The organism is Streptomyces sp. NPDC029956, assembly GCF_055574655.1.
On sequence record NZ_JBVHZJ010000068.1, the window covers coordinates 28,665 to 44,147 of the forward strand.

At 73.2% G+C, this 15,483-nt stretch carries 12 protein-coding genes; 10 read left to right on the forward strand and 2 right to left on the reverse strand.

Annotated elements, in window-relative coordinates; translation table 11 throughout:
- The first annotated feature begins 135 nt into the window (after positions 1–135).
- The 4 genes from iolC to mmsA are packed head-to-tail and all read left to right on the forward strand — an operon-like array spanning position 136 to position 5,359.
- Positions 136–1,119 (forward strand): 5-dehydro-2-deoxygluconokinase, encoded by a 984-nt coding sequence (gene iolC, locus ACZ4XX_RS35190; protein ID WP_468511928.1) that lies wholly within the window; start codon positions 136–138, stop codon positions 1,117–1,119.
- A gap of 9 nt (positions 1,120–1,128) precedes the next feature.
- Positions 1,129–1,953 (forward strand): 5-deoxy-glucuronate isomerase, encoded by an 825-nt coding sequence (gene iolB, locus ACZ4XX_RS35195; RefSeq protein WP_468511918.1) that lies wholly within the window; start codon positions 1,129–1,131, stop codon positions 1,951–1,953.
- The gene (gene iolD, locus ACZ4XX_RS35200; protein ID WP_468511919.1) at positions 1,950–3,833 is read left to right on the forward strand and encodes a 3D-(3,5/4)-trihydroxycyclohexane-1,2-dione acylhydrolase (decyclizing); all 1,884 of its coding nucleotides are present in this window, start codon (positions 1,950–1,952) and stop codon (positions 3,831–3,833) included. Before iolB ends, iolD begins: the two co-directional genes overlap by 4 nt.
- 14 nt (positions 3,834–3,847) lie before the next feature.
- Positions 3,848–5,359, forward strand: a complete 1,512-nt coding sequence (gene mmsA / locus ACZ4XX_RS35205) for a CoA-acylating methylmalonate-semialdehyde dehydrogenase (RefSeq protein ID WP_318209895.1) — start codon at positions 3,848–3,850, stop codon at positions 5,357–5,359.
- 116 nt (positions 5,360–5,475) lie between these two features.
- Here the strand turns inward: mmsA and ACZ4XX_RS35210 are convergent, their stop codons facing one another.
- On the reverse strand, positions 5,476–5,898 hold the full coding sequence (locus ACZ4XX_RS35210) for a GNAT family N-acetyltransferase (RefSeq protein WP_468511920.1): 423 nt from the start codon (positions 5,896–5,898) through the stop codon (positions 5,476–5,478).
- Positions 5,899–6,073: 175 nt separating this feature from the next.
- On the opposite strand from ACZ4XX_RS35210, the gene ACZ4XX_RS35215 reads away from it, so the two are divergent.
- Positions 6,074–8,800: a CocE/NonD family hydrolase gene (locus ACZ4XX_RS35215; protein ID WP_468511921.1), complete on the forward strand. Its 2,727-nt coding sequence runs from the start codon at positions 6,074–6,076 to the stop codon at positions 8,798–8,800.
- The gene (locus ACZ4XX_RS35220) at positions 8,797–9,687 is read left to right on the forward strand and encodes an ABC transporter permease (RefSeq protein ID WP_468511922.1); all 891 of its coding nucleotides are present in this window, start codon (positions 8,797–8,799) and stop codon (positions 9,685–9,687) included. Before ACZ4XX_RS35215 ends, ACZ4XX_RS35220 begins: the two co-directional genes overlap by 4 nt.
- A gap of 323 nt (positions 9,688–10,010) precedes the next feature.
- Here the strand turns inward: ACZ4XX_RS35220 and ACZ4XX_RS35225 are convergent, their stop codons facing one another.
- Positions 10,011–10,730, reverse strand: a complete 720-nt coding sequence (locus tag ACZ4XX_RS35225; protein WP_468511923.1) for a helix-turn-helix domain-containing protein — start codon at positions 10,728–10,730, stop codon at positions 10,011–10,013.
- A 215-nt stretch (positions 10,731–10,945) separates the two neighbouring features.
- Here ACZ4XX_RS35225 and ACZ4XX_RS35230 point away from each other — a divergent pair, with 215 nt between their 5' ends.
- The 4 genes from ACZ4XX_RS35230 to ACZ4XX_RS35245 all read left to right on the forward strand — a co-directional run.
- A complete protein-coding gene (locus ACZ4XX_RS35230; RefSeq protein WP_468511924.1) occupies positions 10,946–12,556 on the forward strand; it encodes a vWA domain-containing protein in 1,611 nt (536 codons plus the stop codon).
- A 33-nt stretch (positions 12,557–12,589) separates the two neighbouring features.
- Complete coding sequence (locus ACZ4XX_RS35235) at positions 12,590–13,057, forward strand: anthrone oxygenase family protein (RefSeq protein WP_468511925.1); 468 nt, start codon at positions 12,590–12,592, stop codon at positions 13,055–13,057.
- A 589-nt stretch (positions 13,058–13,646) separates the two neighbouring features.
- On the forward strand, positions 13,647–14,528 hold the full coding sequence (locus ACZ4XX_RS35240; RefSeq protein ID WP_468511929.1) for an AfsR/SARP family transcriptional regulator: 882 nt from the start codon (positions 13,647–13,649) through the stop codon (positions 14,526–14,528).
- 214 nt (positions 14,529–14,742) lie between these two features.
- Positions 14,743–15,483: GAF domain-containing protein (locus tag ACZ4XX_RS35245; protein WP_468511926.1), on the forward strand; the 741-nt coding region annotated here is incomplete at its 3' end.

Genomic DNA, 15,483 nt, shown 5'->3' on the forward strand with positions numbered 1-15,483 from the left:
CGCACGAGCCCGTCCGGTCGTCAGAATGTCCGGACATATCGTTGACACGCCTCCCGGCGGACGGCTAGACCTGGGTGCGGAAGCCGGACGCGAGAGGTGGCGCGGGTGGAGTCGGAGCCGTACGACCTGATCACCATGGGGCGCCTCGGGGTGGACCTGTACCCGCTCCAGACCGGGGTCGGGCTCGACCGGGTCGACACCTTCGCCAAATTCCTCGGCGGCTCCCCGGCGAACGTGGCCGTCGCCGCCGCCCGGCTCGGCCTGCGCACCGCACTCGTCTCCCGCACCGGCGCCGACCCCTTCGGCACCTATCTGCGCCGCGAGCTGAAGGACTTCGGGGTGGACGACCGCTGGGTGACCGAGGTCGACGCGTACCCCACTCCCGTCACCTTCTGCGCCCTCTTCCCGCCCGACGACTTCCCGCTCACCTTCTACCGCCGCCCCAAGGCCCCCGACCTGGAGATCCACCCGCACGAGCTGGACCTCGACGCGATCCGCGCCGCCCGGGTCCTGTGGGCGACCGGCACCGGCCTCTGCGCCGAGCCCAGCCGCACCGCGACCCTGGAGGCACTGCGGGCCAGGTCCGGGCGGGAGGTCACGGTCCTCGACCTGGACTGGCGGCCGATGTTCTGGACGGACCCGGCGGCCGCCCGCCCGTACTACGCCGAGGCGCTGCGGCACGCGACCGTCGCCGTCGGCAACCTCGACGAGTGCGAGGTGGCGACGGGGGAGCGCGAGCCGTACGCGGCCGCCCGCGCACTGCTCGCCGCAGGAGGGAACACCGGCCTCCGGCTCGCCGTCGTCAAGCGGGGCCCCGAAGGCGTCCTCGCGCTCGCCGCCGACGGGACGAGCGCGGAGGTGCCGCCACTGCCGGTGGAGGTGGTCAACGGCCTCGGCGCGGGCGACGCGTTCGGCGGGGCGCTCGTCCACGGACTGCTCGCCGGCCGGGACCTGGAGACCACCCTGCGCCACGCCAACGCCGCCGGCGCGATCGTCGCGGGCCGCCTCGCCTGCTCGTCCGCCATGCCGTACGCCGCCGAGATCGCCGAGGCACTCGCGACGGGCTCCGGAACCCCGGTGGACAACCCAGGCTCCGGAACCCCGGCGGAAAAGGGGTAGGGGTGAGTCATGAGCACCCATCACCCCCCGTCCCTCCACCTCCCCGCCGGAACCGCCGCCCAAGGCCCGTACGGGCTCGACATCGACCCCGGGCGGGCCGGCTGGACGTACTCCGCCCTCCGCGTCCTCACCCTCGGACCGGGCGGGATCCACTCCTTCGAGAGCGGGGATTCGGAATGGGTCGTGCTTCCCCTCTCCGGTGCCTGTAGCGTGCGCGTCGACGGCGAGATCCTCGAACTCCTGGGCCGCACGAGCGTGTTCGAAGGAGTGACCGACTTCGCCTATGTACCGCGCGACAGCCACGCCCAGATCGCCTCCGGCGCGGGAGGCCGCTTCGCTTTGGCAGGAGCGAAGTGCGAGCGACGACTCCCCGCCCGCTACGGCCCCGCGCCGGAGGTTCCCGTCGAGACCCGGGGCAGCGGGAACCGCGCCCGCCAGGTACGGAACTTCGCCTCGGCGGACGCCTTCGCCTGCGACCGGCTCATCGCCGTCGAGGTCGTCACGCCCGGCGGCAACTGGTCCTCGTACCCTCCGCACAAGCACGACGAGCACCGCCCCGGCGCCGAGTCCGTCCTCGAAGAGATCTACTACTACGAGATCGAGGACCCGGGCGCCGTCGCCTACCAGCGGATCTCCCCCTCCCGCCCCGGCGGCGCCGAACTCCTCGCCGAGGTCCGGCACGGCGACGCCGTCCTCGTGCCCGACGGCTGGCACGGCCCGTCGATCGCCCAGCCCGGCCACCCCCTGTACTACCTGAACGTCATGGCCGGCCCCGGCCCCGAACGGGAGTGGCGGATCTGCTTCCACCCCGACCACACGGAGGGATACGCATGAGCGTCCGACTCACCGTCGCCCAGGCCCTGGTGCGTTTCCTCGCCGCGCAGTACACCGCACGCGACGGCGTACGGCAGCGGCTGATCACCGCGACCTGGGGCATCTTCGGCCACGGCAACGTCGCCGGCGTCGGGCAGGCGCTCGTCGAGTACCCCGACCTCATGCCCTTCCACCAGGGACGCAACGAACAGGCCATGGTGCACGCGGCCGTCGGCTACGCCCGCCAGTCCAACCGGCTGCGCGCCCACGCCGTCACCACCTCCATCGGCCCCGGCGCCACCAACCTCGTCACCGGCGCCGCCCTCGCCACCGTCAACCGGCTGCCCGTGCTGCTGCTGCCCGGCGACACCTTCGCCACCCGCCCCGCCGACCCCGTCCTGCAGCAGCTCGAAGTCCCCTACGCGGGCGAGATGTCCGTCAACGACTGCCTGCGCCCCGTGTCGCGCTACTTCGACCGGATCACCCGCCCCGAGGCGCTGGTCCCGGCCGCCCTCGCCGCCGTACGCGTCCTCACCGACCCCGCCGACACCGGCGCGGTCACGCTCGCACTGCCGCAGGACGTGCAGGCCGAGGCGTACGACTGGCCCGAGGAGTTCCTCGCCGAGCGGACCTGGACCGTGCGCCGGCCGCGGCCCGACGAGGCCGAACTCGACGCGGCCGTGACAGCGGTCCGGAAGGCCCGACGGCCGATGATCATCGCCGGAGGCGGCGTCAGGTACAGCGCGGCCCAGGACGCCCTGAGCGCCCTCGCCCGGTCGGCCGACCTCCCCGTCGCCACCACCCAGGCCGGCAAGGGCGTCCTGCCGTGGGACCACCCCTGCGACGTCGGCGGCATCGGCCACACCGGCACCCCGACCGCCAACACCCTCGCCCGCACCAGCGACCTGATCATCGGCATCGGCACCCGCCTCACCGACTTCACCACCGCGTCCGGCACCCTGTTCCGCCCCGACACGCGGCTCGTCAGCCTCAACATCACCGGATTCGACGCCCACAAGCAGGGCGCGCTGCCGCTCGTCGCCGACGCCCGGGCCGGACTCGAAGCGCTCACCGAGGCGCTCGGCGGCCACCGGCAAGACCGACGACACGACCGACGGCACGACACAGCGCAGTGGACCTCCTCCAAACAGGACTGGCAGGAGCGGACCGACGCCGCCTACGCCGCACCCGACCCGCACGCCCGCCCCACCCAGGTCCAGGTCCTCGGCGCACTCGACACCCTGGTCGACGGCAGCGACATCCTGATCAACGCCGCCGGCTCGCTCCCCGGCGACCTGCACAAGCTGTGGCGGGCCCGGTCCGGCGACCAGTACCACGTCGAATACGGCTACTCGTGCATGGGCTACGAGATCCCCGCCGCCGTCGGCGTCGCCCTCGCCGCCCCCGGCCGGCCCGTCTGGGCCCTCGTCGGAGACGGTACGTACCTGATGAATCCCACCGAGATCGTCACCGCCGTCCAGGAGGGACTGCCCATCAAGGTCGTCATCCTCCAGAACCACGGCTACGCCTCCATCGGCGGCCTCTCGGAAGCCGTCGGCGCCGAACGGTTCGGCACCGACTACCGCCACCGGGACACCTTCGGCGGCTTCACCGGCCCGCCGCTCCCCGTCGACCTCGGTGCCAACGCCGCCTCCCTCGGCATGTGGGTGCTGCGCCCCGACACCGTGCGTGACCTGCGAGAAGCCCTCGCGGACGCGCGGAGCGCGACGGTTCCCACATGTGTCTACGTCGAGACCGAAACGCCAGACACTGTGTCGGGCCCGCCCCCGGCCCAGGCATGGTGGGATGTGCCCGTGGCCGAGACCTCGACCCGCCCGTCGGCGGTCAAGGCCCGGGAGGAGTACGACCGGCACGTCACCGCCCGACGCCGCCATCTCTGAAGGAGCATTTCGTCATGACGAACACCGTCAAGACCGTCAACCACTGGATCGGTGGCAAGACCGTCGAGGGCACGTCGGGCAACTGGGGCCCGGTCACCGACCCGGCCACCGGCGCCGTGACCACGAAGGTCGCGCTCGCCTCCGTCGAGGAGGTCGACGCCGCCGTCGCCGCCGCCAAGGACGCCTGGGCGACCTGGGGCACCTCCTCGCTCGCCCAGCGCACCACCATCCTCTTCAAGTTCCGCGCGCTGCTGGACGCCAACCGCGACGCCATCGCCGAGCTGATCGTCGCCGAGCACGGCAAGGTCCACTCCGACGCGCTCGGCGAGGTCGCCCGCGGCCTGGAGATCGTCGACCTGGCCTGCGGCATCACCACCCAGCTCAAGGGCGAGCTCTCCACCCAGGTGTCGAACCGCGTGGACGTGGCGTCCATCCGCCAGCCCGTCGGCGTCGTCGCCGGCATCACCCCCTTCAACTTCCCGGCCATGGTGCCGATGTGGATGTTCCCGATCGCCATCGCGACCGGCAACACCTTCATTCTCAAGCCGAGCGAGAAGGACCCCTCGCCGTCCCTCAAGATCGCCGAGCTGCTCGCCGAGGCGGGCCTCCCGGACGGTGTCTTCAACGTCCTGCACGGCGACAAGGTGGCCGTGGACCGCCTCCTGGAGCACCCGGACGTCTCCGCGATCTCCTTCGTCGGCTCGACCCCGATCGCCCGGTACATCCACACCACCGCCTCCGCCAACGGCAAGCGCGTCCAGGCGCTCGGCGGCGCGAAGAACCACATGCTGGTCCTCCCGGACGCCGACCTCGACGCGGCCGCCGACGCGGCCGTCTCCGCGGCGTACGGCTCCGCCGGTGAGCGCTGCATGGCCATCTCGGCCGTCGTGGCCGTCGGCTCCATCGGCGACGAGCTGGTCCAGAAGATCCGCGAGCGCGCCGAGAAGATCAAGATCGGCCCCGGCACCGACCCCACCTCCGAGATGGGCCCGCTCATCACGGCCGTCCACCGCGACAAGGTCGCCTCCTACGTCCACGGCGCGGCGGACGAGGGCTGCGAGGTCGTCCTCGACGGCACCGGGTACACCGTCGACGGTCACGAGGACGGCCACTGGATCGGCCTCTCCCTCCTGGACCACGTGCCGACCACGGCCAAGGCCTACCAGGACGAGATCTTCGGCCCGGTGCTCTGCGTGCTGCGCACCGAGACGTACGAGGAGGGCCTCGCCCTCATCAACGCCTCGCCGTTCGGCAACGGCACCGCGATCTTCACCCGCGACGGCGGTGCCGCCCGTCGCTTCCAGCTGGAGGTCGAGGCCGGCATGGTCGGCGTGAACGTGCCGATCCCGGTGCCGGTCGGCTACCACTCCTTCGGCGGCTGGAAGGACTCGCTCTTCGGCGACCACCACATCTACGGCAACGACGGCGTGCACTTCTACACCCGCGGCAAGGTCGTCACCACCCGCTGGCCGGACCCGTCGGACGCCCCGGCGGGCGTGGACCTGGGCTTCCCGCGCAACCACTGAGCGGGCGGTTCACGGCGACGGCCCCCGGGGTGCTGACAGCACGCCCCGGGGGCCGTCGGCCGTTCTCCGGTGTCCTCGGTGTCCTCGGTGTCCTCGGTGGCCCCCGGCGACTCCGGTCACCGGTCCTGTGCGAAGGTCCAGCCGCGCATCGAGAACACCCCTTCGTCCGCCGCGCCCGCCGACCGGTACGTCGCGAGCGCGGGATCGTTGTCCGTGTCCACGCCCACCCACACGCCCCGACAGCCCCGCTCCCGGGCCTCCGCCACCAGCGCCTCCGTCAGGGCCCGCCCCACCCCGCGCCTCCGGTGGCCCTCGTCCACGGACAGCTCGTAGAGGCACATCTCCGCGTCCTTGTCCGGGTGCAGCATCTCGATCCCGGAGACGAACCCGGCCGGGAAGCCGTCCTCCGCGTACGCGATCAGCATCAGATGGCCCGGTGCCGCCAGGAAGCGCGCCGCCCGGTCCTCCCGGGGCGGGTCGTCGTACAGATGCCCCGCCGCCAGCAGCTCCGCCACCGTCTCCGCCCGCCGGATCTCCATGCCGCCTCCGTGTGCTCGCGTATCCGCGTATCCGCGCGTCCGTGTGCTCGCGCGTTCGCGTGGCCGCGTACCGCGTCTGCTGTACGCGGACCGTACTGCGTACGACCGGAGGAGGTGCGGGACTTCCGCCTCCGGGCAGCCGTGGCGCACAGGCGGTCCGCTTAGGCTCGACATCATGCGACTCCGACTTCCCCGGTGGGCCGCGGTCACCGCCGTCCTCGCCGTCATCGCGGGTGCCGGCACCTGGACCGCCGTCGCCTCGGACGATCCGCCGCCCGTGCACCGCTCGGACCGGATGCTCGACCTCGACGGCACCCGTATCGACACCTCGTACTTCACCGGCGCCGCCGACGGACGCCGGCCGGCCGTTCTCCTCGGCCACGGCTTCGGCGGCTCCAAGGACGACGTCCGCGCCCAGGCCGAGCAGCTGGCCCGGGACGGCTACGCCGTCCTCACCTGGTCCGCGCGCGGCTTCGGCGCCTCCGCCGGCGAGGTCGGGCTCAACGACCCCGACCACGAGGTCAAGGACGCCCGGAAGCTGATCGACTGGCTCGCCGCCCGGCCCGAGGTCCTCCTCGACAAGCCGGGCGACCCGCGCGTCGGCGTCACCGGCGCGTCCTACGGCGGCGCGATCTCCCTGCTCGCCGCCGGACACGACGGACGCGTCGACGCCATCGCCCCGCAGATCACCTACTGGAACCTCGCCGACGCCCTCTTCCCGGACGGTGTCTTCAAGAAGCTCTGGGCCGGGATCTTCTTCTCCGCGGGGAACCAGCCCGGAGCCGCCTCCGCGGCCGCACCGGGAGAGGTCCCTCCGGGGAAGGTCGCCTCGGGGAAGGACGCCACGGGGAAGGCGCCCACGGAGAAGGCCCCGGAGAAGACGGCGGCCTGCGGCCGGTTCACCCCCGAGCTCTGCGCCCTCTACGAGCGCGTCGCCGTCTCCGGGAAGCCCGACGCCGCCGCCCGTGCCCTCCTCGAAGCCCGCAGCCCCTCCGCCGTCGGCTCCAGGATCAAGGTGCCCGCGCTGCTCGTCCAGGGCCAGTCCGACTCGCTCTTCACCCTGGCCCAGTCCGACGCCATGGCCCGCGCCCTCACCGCCAACGGCGCCCCCGTCTCCGTCGACTGGATCTCCGGCGGCCACGACGGCGGCGACCGCGAGACCGAGCGCGTCGAGCGACGGATCAGCACCTGGTTCGACCGCTGGCTGAAGAAGGACACCTCCGCCGACACCGGCCCCGCCTTCCGCGTCAGCCGTACCGGCGGCGTCGACTCCACCGACGGGCAGGCCACCCTGCGCGCCGCGACCGCCGACCGCTACCCGGGGCTCACCGCCGGAGCCACCGGCATCCCGCTCGCCGGACCGGCGCAGACCTTCGCGAACCCGGCCGGCGCCGCGCCGCCCGCCGTCTCGGCCGTCCCCGGCCTCGGCGGCGGAGTAGCCGGCCTCTCCTCCCTCGGCGTCGGCCTCTCCCTCGACTTCCCCGGCCAGCACGCCCGGTTCGACGCGAAGCCGCAGGACGAGCCGCTCCGGATCACCGGTACCCCCACCGTCCGGGTGAAGGTCACCTCCACCGCCACCGACGGTTCCGCCGTCCTCTTCGCCAAGGTGTACGACGTCGGGCCCGACGGCCGGCAGCAGGTGCTGCCCGCCCAGCTCGTCGCCCCCGTCCGCGTCGACGGCGCCGAGGCCGGGAAGAGCGTCACGCTCACCCTGCCCGCGATCGACCACGAGGTGGAGGCCGGACACCGGCTCCGGCTCGTCGTCGCCGCCACCGACCTCGGATACGCCTCCCCGACCGTCCCCGCCGACTACACCGTCGCCGTCGAGGGTCCGCTCACCGTCCCCACCGACCCCGGCCTGGACACCCAGGCCGCCGCCCTGCCCTGGTGGGTCTGGGGCCTGCCGCTCCTCGGCCTCGCCGCCGCCGCACTGCTGCTCACCGCCCGCCGCCGCACCGCCGCCCCCGCGCCCGACCCCGCACTCGCCGCCGTACCGCTCCAGATCACCGGGCTCTCCAAGAAGTACAAGGGCGGCGACCGGTACAGCGTCAAGGACGTCACCTTCCGCGTCGAGCAGGGCCAGGTCCTCGGCCTCCTCGGACCCAACGGCGCCGGAAAGACCACCACCCTGCGCATGCTGATGGGCCTGATCACCCCCGACGAGGGCGAGATCCGGGTCTTCGGCCAGGCCATCCGGCCCGGCGCCCCGGTCCTCTCCCGCGTCGGCTCCTTCGTCGAGGGCGCCGGCTTCCTGCCGCACCTCGACGGCCGGGAGAACCTGGACCTGTACTGGAAGGCCACCGGCCGCCCCGCCGAGGACGCACACGTCGACGAGGCCCTGCGCATCGCCAACCTGGGCAACGCCCTCGACCGCGCCGTCCGCACCTACTCGCAGGGCATGCGGCAGCGCCTCGCCCTCGCCCAGGCCATGCTCGGCCTGCCGGACCTGCTGATCCTGGACGAGCCCACCAACGGACTCGACCCGCCGCAGATCCGCGAGATGCGCGAGGTGATGATCCGGTACGCGGCCGGCGGCCGTACCGTCATCGTCTCCAGCCACCTCCTCGCCGAGGTCGAGCAGTCCTGCACCCATCTCGTCGTCATGGACCGGGGACAGCTCGTGCAGGCCGGGCCGGTCGCCGAGATCACCGGCTCCGGCGACACCCTGCTCGTCACCCTCGGGGAGGCCGTCCCCGACGCGCTCGTCGAGAAGGTCGGCGCCCTCCCGGGCGTCGCCACGGCGACCCGGACCGACGGCGGGATCCTCGTCCGCCTCGACACCCTCGACCCGACCGCCCTCATCGGCGAACTCGTCGGACTGGACGTGCCGCTGACCGGTGTCGGACCGCACCGGCGCCTCGAGGACGCGTTCCTGACCCTGATCGGAGGAGGAGCCGCATGAGCCCGCTGCTCGACACCCCCACGGCTCCCGCGGCACCCGCGGAGGCCGCCGCCCCCGGCTACCGCGCCGGGCGCACCCTGCCGCTGCGCGTCGAGGCCCTGCGCCAGTGGAAACGCCGCCGCACCCTGATCATGGGCGGCATCCTGGTCGCCCTGCCGTTCGTCCTGCTGATCGCCTTCGCGATCGGCGGCGACCAGGACCGCGGCGGCAGCGGCCGCATCACCCTGATGGACACGGCGACCGCCTCCGGCGCCAACTTCGCCGCGACCAGCCTCTTCGTCTCGGCCGGGTTCCTCCTCGTCGTCCCGGTCGCGCTGTTCTGCGGGGACACCGTCGCCTCCGAGGCGAGCTGGTCCTCCCTGCGCTACCTCCTGGCCGCGCCCGTGCCCCGGTCCCGGCTCCTCGCCTCCAAGCTGACGGTCGCCCTCGCCTACAGCGCGGCCGCGATGATCCTGCTGCCGCTCGTCGCCCTCGCCGTGGGTACGGTCGCCTACGGCTGGGGACCGCTCCAGCTGCCCACCGGCGGCGCGGTGCCCGCCGGGGACGCGGTGCTCCGCATCGGCATCGCCGTCGCCTTCGTCTTCGCCTCCCAACTGGTCACCGCGGGCCTCGCCTTCTGGCTCTCCACCCGCACCGACGCCCCTCTCGGCGCGGTCGGCGGAGCCGTCGGCCTGACGATCGTCGGCAATGTCCTGGACGCCGTCACGGCGCTCGGCGACTGGCGCGACTACCTGCCCGCGCACTGGCAGTTCGCCTGGATCGACGCGCTCCAGCCCCAGCTGGAGTGGGGCGGCATGGTGAAGGGCACGGCGATCTCACTGACGTACGCCCTCGTCCTCTTCGCGCTCGCCTTCCGCGGCTTCGCCCGCAAGGACATCGTGTCGTAGGCCCCGACCGAGGACTCCCGACCGGCGACGACCGGCCGACACGGGCCACCGGCGAGGACCGGCCGACACGGGCCACCGGCACTCCCGACCGGCACCGGTCACCGACGCTTCCGAACGGCAGTCCCTGCCGGGGCCCTAGGCCCTGTCGTCACACTCTCGCCTGCCCCGCGACGCCATGCACGCGCTCTCGCCGCACTGGGCGCAAGCCCGAGTACTCCAGTACGAGGACTTGTGCCCGGCGCGCCGAGAGCACGCACCTGACGCCGCGGGGCCGCCCTTCGGGCGACGACGGGAGTGTGACGACAGGACCTAGGATCTTCTGCTCACAGCCACCCCCTTCGAGCCGCTTCCGCGCCCGCGCGGAAGCGGCTCGTCGTGCCGAGGGCGGCCATCAGCTCGCCCACCCGCCGGCTGTACGTCCGCGCGGACATGCCGAGCCTGGCCGCCGCCGTCTCGTCCGTGACCCCCGACAACAGGGCGTCGAGCACCGGACGCAGCTGCGGCGGCAGATCGCACGGCGGCCGCGGGGGCGGCGGCGCGTACGTCAGCTCCTCGGCCGTCGCCCAGCAGAGCTGATGCACCCGGGTGAGCGCCTGCACCACCACCGGGTCGCGGATCAGCAGCAGCCCGTTGTAGAGCAGCTCCAGGTCGAGCGGGACCGCGGCCACCGTCCGGTCGACGACGATCATCTTGAAGGGGATGGCCTCCGTGAGCCGGGCCCGCCCGGGCATCCGGAGCCCGCCCTCCAGGCGTGGCAGCGCGTGGCGCGGAACGATCCGCCGGACCTCGCCGGCCCGCTCCGCCGCCGCCCGCATGCACGCCTCCGCCAGCTCCAGGAACGGCTCGGGGATCGCGCAGCCCGCCGACGCGACCGGGTCGTCGAAGGTCAGCAACTCGTACCGGGTGGAAGCGGCCAGCCCGGCGAGCGCCGCGCTGATGCGCCGCGCACCCCGGACCGGGCGCCCCGCGGGCCGCTGTCCCTCGGTCGCGGCCCGGTTCATCGCCGAACGGGCGAGCATCACGGAGCCCGCGCTCTCTGCCACCGCTGACCACCCCCGCCCGATCGATGTCCACTCCATGTACGCATGCGACTGCACACGGTGACAACCCCTGTTGAGAAGGATGGCGAATCCATGCCACGCGTCGTCGCCCCGGTCGCCGTTGCCGCATCGAGATCCATCCGCAACTCCTTCGACGGCTCCCAACGGGCCTCTCGTTCGTCACATTCACAAGTGGCTTACCAAGAGGGGGAGATGACATGGGACGACAGGACAAGGGGGCGGCCGGACGCCGCCGGGCCCGGTTCTCGGCCACCGTCGCGGCTCTGCTGGCGGCCGGACTGGCCGTCGGAGGCTGCGGCGCCGGCGGTGAACACACCAGTGCCGACCGGGCGAAGGCTGAGGGCGGCCGGACCGCCCCGGCGGCCCCCGACGGGGGAGCGGCCACCGTGAACCCCGAGGGGGACGAGGGCGCCGCGGAGGACCGGCGCCCGTCCTCCGTGCCCGCACCCGACTACCTCTCCACGTTCGCCCTGGACGTGGACACCGCCTCGTACGGGTACGCCCGCCGCACCCTCGCCGAGGGGAGGCTGCCCGATCCGGCGACCGTGCGCCCCGAGGAGTTCGTCAACAGCTTCCGCCCGGACTACCCGCGTCCGGAGGACAACGGGTTCAGCGTGACCCTCGACGGGTCCCGCGCCGGACAGGACGGCTGGTCCCTGGTCCGGGTCGGCCTCGCCACGCGCGCGGCGGACCGGAGCGGCGAACGCCCGCCCGCCGCCCTCACCTTCGTCGTCGACGTCTCCGGCTCGATGGCCGAGCCGGGTCGGCTCGACCTGGTCAAGGAGTCGCTCGGACTGCTCGCCGACGAGCTCCGCGACGACGACTCGATCGGTCTCGTCACCTTCAGCGACCAGGCCGAGACCCTGCTGACGCCGACCCGGGTGGGCGATGCCCGCGGCCGGATCCGCGAGGTGGTGGACTCCCTCGCGACGAGCTCCTCCACCAATGTCGAGGCGGGCATCCGCACCGGCTACGACGTGGCCGTCGACGGCTACCGCAAGGGCGCCACCAACCGGGTCGTGCTGCTCTCCGACGCCCTCGCCAACACCGGTGCCACCGAGGCCGGGACGATCCTGGAACGCATCGAAGCGGAGCGGAAACGGTACGGGATCACCCTCTTCGGCGTCGGCGTGGGCAGCGACTACGGCGACGCGTTCATGGAGCAGCTCGCCGACCGGGGCGACGGCCAGACCACGTACGTCTCCGACTCCGCGCAGGCCCGCAAGGTCTTCGTCGACCAGCTGCCCGCCCATGTCGAACTGCGCGCCAGGGACGCCAAGGCGCAGGTCTCCTTCGACCGGCGGACCGTCGAGAAGTTCCGGCTGATCGGCTACGAGAACCGTGCGGTCGCCGACGAGGACTTCCGGAACGACCGGGTCGACGGCGGTGAGGTCGGCGCCGGTCACACGGTCACCGCGCTGTACGCGGTCAGGACCAGGGCCGGGGCGACCGGCCCGGTGGCCACCGCCACCGTCCGCTGGCTCGACCCGGCCACGCGCGCACCCCGCGAGCGTTCCGGCTCTGTCGGCACGGCCGCCCTCGCCGGCGACCTGTGGGGCGGAGGCCACGACAGTCTTCAACTGACCGCGATCGCGGCCTACTTCGCGGACTCCCTGCGGGGCGGCGACCTGCCGGGCGCCCCGGGTCTTCCGGCGCTGGCGGAGCGCGCCGAGTCCCTCGCCGGCCGTTCGGGCTCGGCGGTGGTGCGCGAGCTGGCCGAGGCCGTACGGCAGGCCGACGGTCTGCGCGGACCGACCGAAGGGCCCACGGGTGAGGGCGAGTTGAAATCCGGCGACCCGTACAGCTGACGCGTGGGGCGGGCAGCGGGTGAGAATGACCGCATGGCTTCCCTGCTGCTCGCCCTCGCCATCGGATGCACCGGCCTCTACGCCGGTTTCATGCTGATCTTCCAGACCGGGATCATGCCCGCTCTCGCCCGTCTGACGGACGCGGAGTTCGTCACCGCGATGCGCCGGATCAACGAAGCCGTCCCGAGGGGCGTGTTCCTGATCGTCTTCCTCGGGGTGGTCGCCTTCCCCGTCGCCGCGTTCTTCGTCCCCGTCGACGGCCGGACGGACACCCAGAAGTGGCTGGTGCTCGCGGGGCTCGTGTGCGCTGCCCTCAACCACGTGGTCACCATCGGCGGCAACATCCCGCTCAACAACGCGCTGGCCTCGTCGGAGGCCACGGGTGACGAGCCGTCGGCCGTCCGGGCCGCCTTCGAGAAGCGCTGGAACGGTTTCCACCGCGTCCGTACGGCCCTGATCGTCGTCGCGTTCGGCCTGCTGACCGCCGCCGTCGTCGTCTAGGTCCTGTCGTCACACTCCCGTCGTCGCCCGAAGGGCGGCCCCGCGGCGTCAGGTGCGTGCTCTCGGCGCGCCGGGCACAAGTCCTCGTACTGGAGTACTCGGGCTTGCGCCCGGTGCGGCGAGAGCACGTGCATGGCGTCGCGGGGCAGGCGAGAGTGTGACGACAGGGCCTAGGCCCCGCCGGACTCCCGCCCCGCCCCACTTCCGCCTCCCCCCGGCCCTCCGCCCCCGGCCCGTCGGCAGCCCCGACGGGCCGCTCGGCGTGCCCGCCCCGGAGGTCGCCGACCGCGGAACCGTACCCGGCGGCCGGTTTCTGGCGTGAACTCGTGCGTGTCGGCCTCTTCGCCCTCCGCTCGGGTCCTGCGAAAGCGTACCTCCGAGTCCGGAAACAGTCTTCGGGCATGCGTTGGTCTGCGCCAGTGACGAAAATCCTACGCACAGATAGCCCCCCAAAAGGGGTGGATCACCCTGATATCCCGGGTTGGGTTTCCGTACCCTACGGTTTCTTATTGACATGCCTACGGGGGTCTTTTCTAATCATCGAGAGTCATCCCGCGCGCTGACACCGCACAGGCATGGAGGGGGCATGGTGGACGTCCGGATTCTGGGGGGACTGTCGGTACGTGAGCACGGGGTGTCGATCACGCCGACAGCCGCCGCGCCCCGGCAGCTCCTCGCCCTGCTCACGGCCAGTGCCGACCAGGTCGTCCCCGTGACGGTGCTCACCGAGGAGCTCTGGCCGTCCGGTGCGCCGCGCGGCGCACGCTCCGAACTTCAGGCCCACATAGCCGAGTTGCGCACCCTCATCACCGGCGCGCTGCGCGGCGCACCGTCCGCGGAGCCCGGCCCCGGCTGGTCCGACCGGCGCACCGCCGACGCGATCCTCGTCTCCCAGCCCGGCGGCTACCGGCTCGACACCGGCGGCGGCACCAACGACGTCCGGCAGTTCGAGCGCGCGGCCGGTGCCGGATACCGCGCCATGGAGGCCGGAGACCTCGTCCGCGCCGCACTCCGCCTCGGCGAGGCGCTCGCCCTGTGGCGCGGCGAACCCTACGCGGGCGTCGCCGCGGGCCCCCGCCTCCGCCGGGAGGTCGAGCGCCTCGAAACCTCGCGGCTGAGCGTCCTCGACCAGTGGGTGGAAGCCCAGTTGGGCCTCGGCCGGCACGCCGAACTCGTCCCCGAACTCTCCGGACTCGTCGCCCGCTACCGCACCAACGAGCCCCTCCACGCCCACTACATGGCAGCCCTGCTGCGCTGCGGCCAGCACGACGAGGCCCTCACCGTGTACGAGCGGCTGCGCGTGGCCCTCAAGGGGGAGAGCGGCATGGAGCCCTCGGCCCGGCTGCGCCGCCTCCAGCGTTCGGTCCTCGCCCTGCGGAACACCGAGGTCCGCCCGGTCTACGCGTCCGGCGTCCCGGCCCGGTTCGGCCCCGCGCGGGCCCGGCTCGTACCGGCGGGATCCCTGGGCTGACCACCCGACGCGGCCCCGGGCACGGCCGCCCGAACGACACCACAGCCCCCGGAGGATGGCCGGTCCGACCAGCCGGACACCTCCCGGGGGCCTTCACCGGGAACGAAGTGCGGGAACTCACCGTTGACCGACTCCCGAAGCCGAATTAGTTTCGGCGGGCAGTACGGGTTTCCTCCCAGGTGCCCGATTTCGCTCGACTACGGGGGACGGGTCCATGACCTTGCACGGCGCGGACGGGGCCGGTGGTGCCGACGCGCTGCTCACGGTCCTCGAACTCCTGGCCCGGCAGGCCCCGCCCGCCCACTTCGACGGCCTCCTCGACGAGGCCCGGCTGGCCGGGACCGAAGGAGCGGAACTCGACCGCCTCGCACGGGCCGTCGCACTCGCCGGTGAGGTGAACGCCGGACGCGAGCAGGACGCGAGCCGCGAAGCCGGACTCGCCACCCTCACCGACACCGCCCGCGACCTCACCCTGTCGTACGACCTCGACAGCCTGCTGCGCGTGATCACCCGCCGGGCCCGCCGGCTCCTCGGCCTCGACCTGGCGTACGTGACCCTGCGCGGCCCGCACGGAGCCTGCTACGTCCACACCGCCGAGGGTTCCCGCAACGGACAGGCAGGCGGCCCGAGGATCACCCCAGGCCTGAGGATCGCCGACGGATACGGGCTCGGCGGCGCCGTCCACGCACACGGCGAGGCCGTGTGGACCGCCGACCGCCTCGCCGACGAACGCTTCGCCTCCTTCGACTCCCTCGCCGCAGGTGTCCACCCACCCGCCTTCGACGAGGTCGCCGAAGCGGCCCTGCGCGCCGAGGACCTGCACGCGATCATGGCCGCGGGGGGGGGGGGGGGGGAGAGCGGGGGGGGGGGGGGGGAAGGAGAAGAAGCGCGGGGCTGCCGCAACAACAGCGAGGAGAGCGGGGCCCCCCCCACGCCCCCCGCACCCCCCCCCACC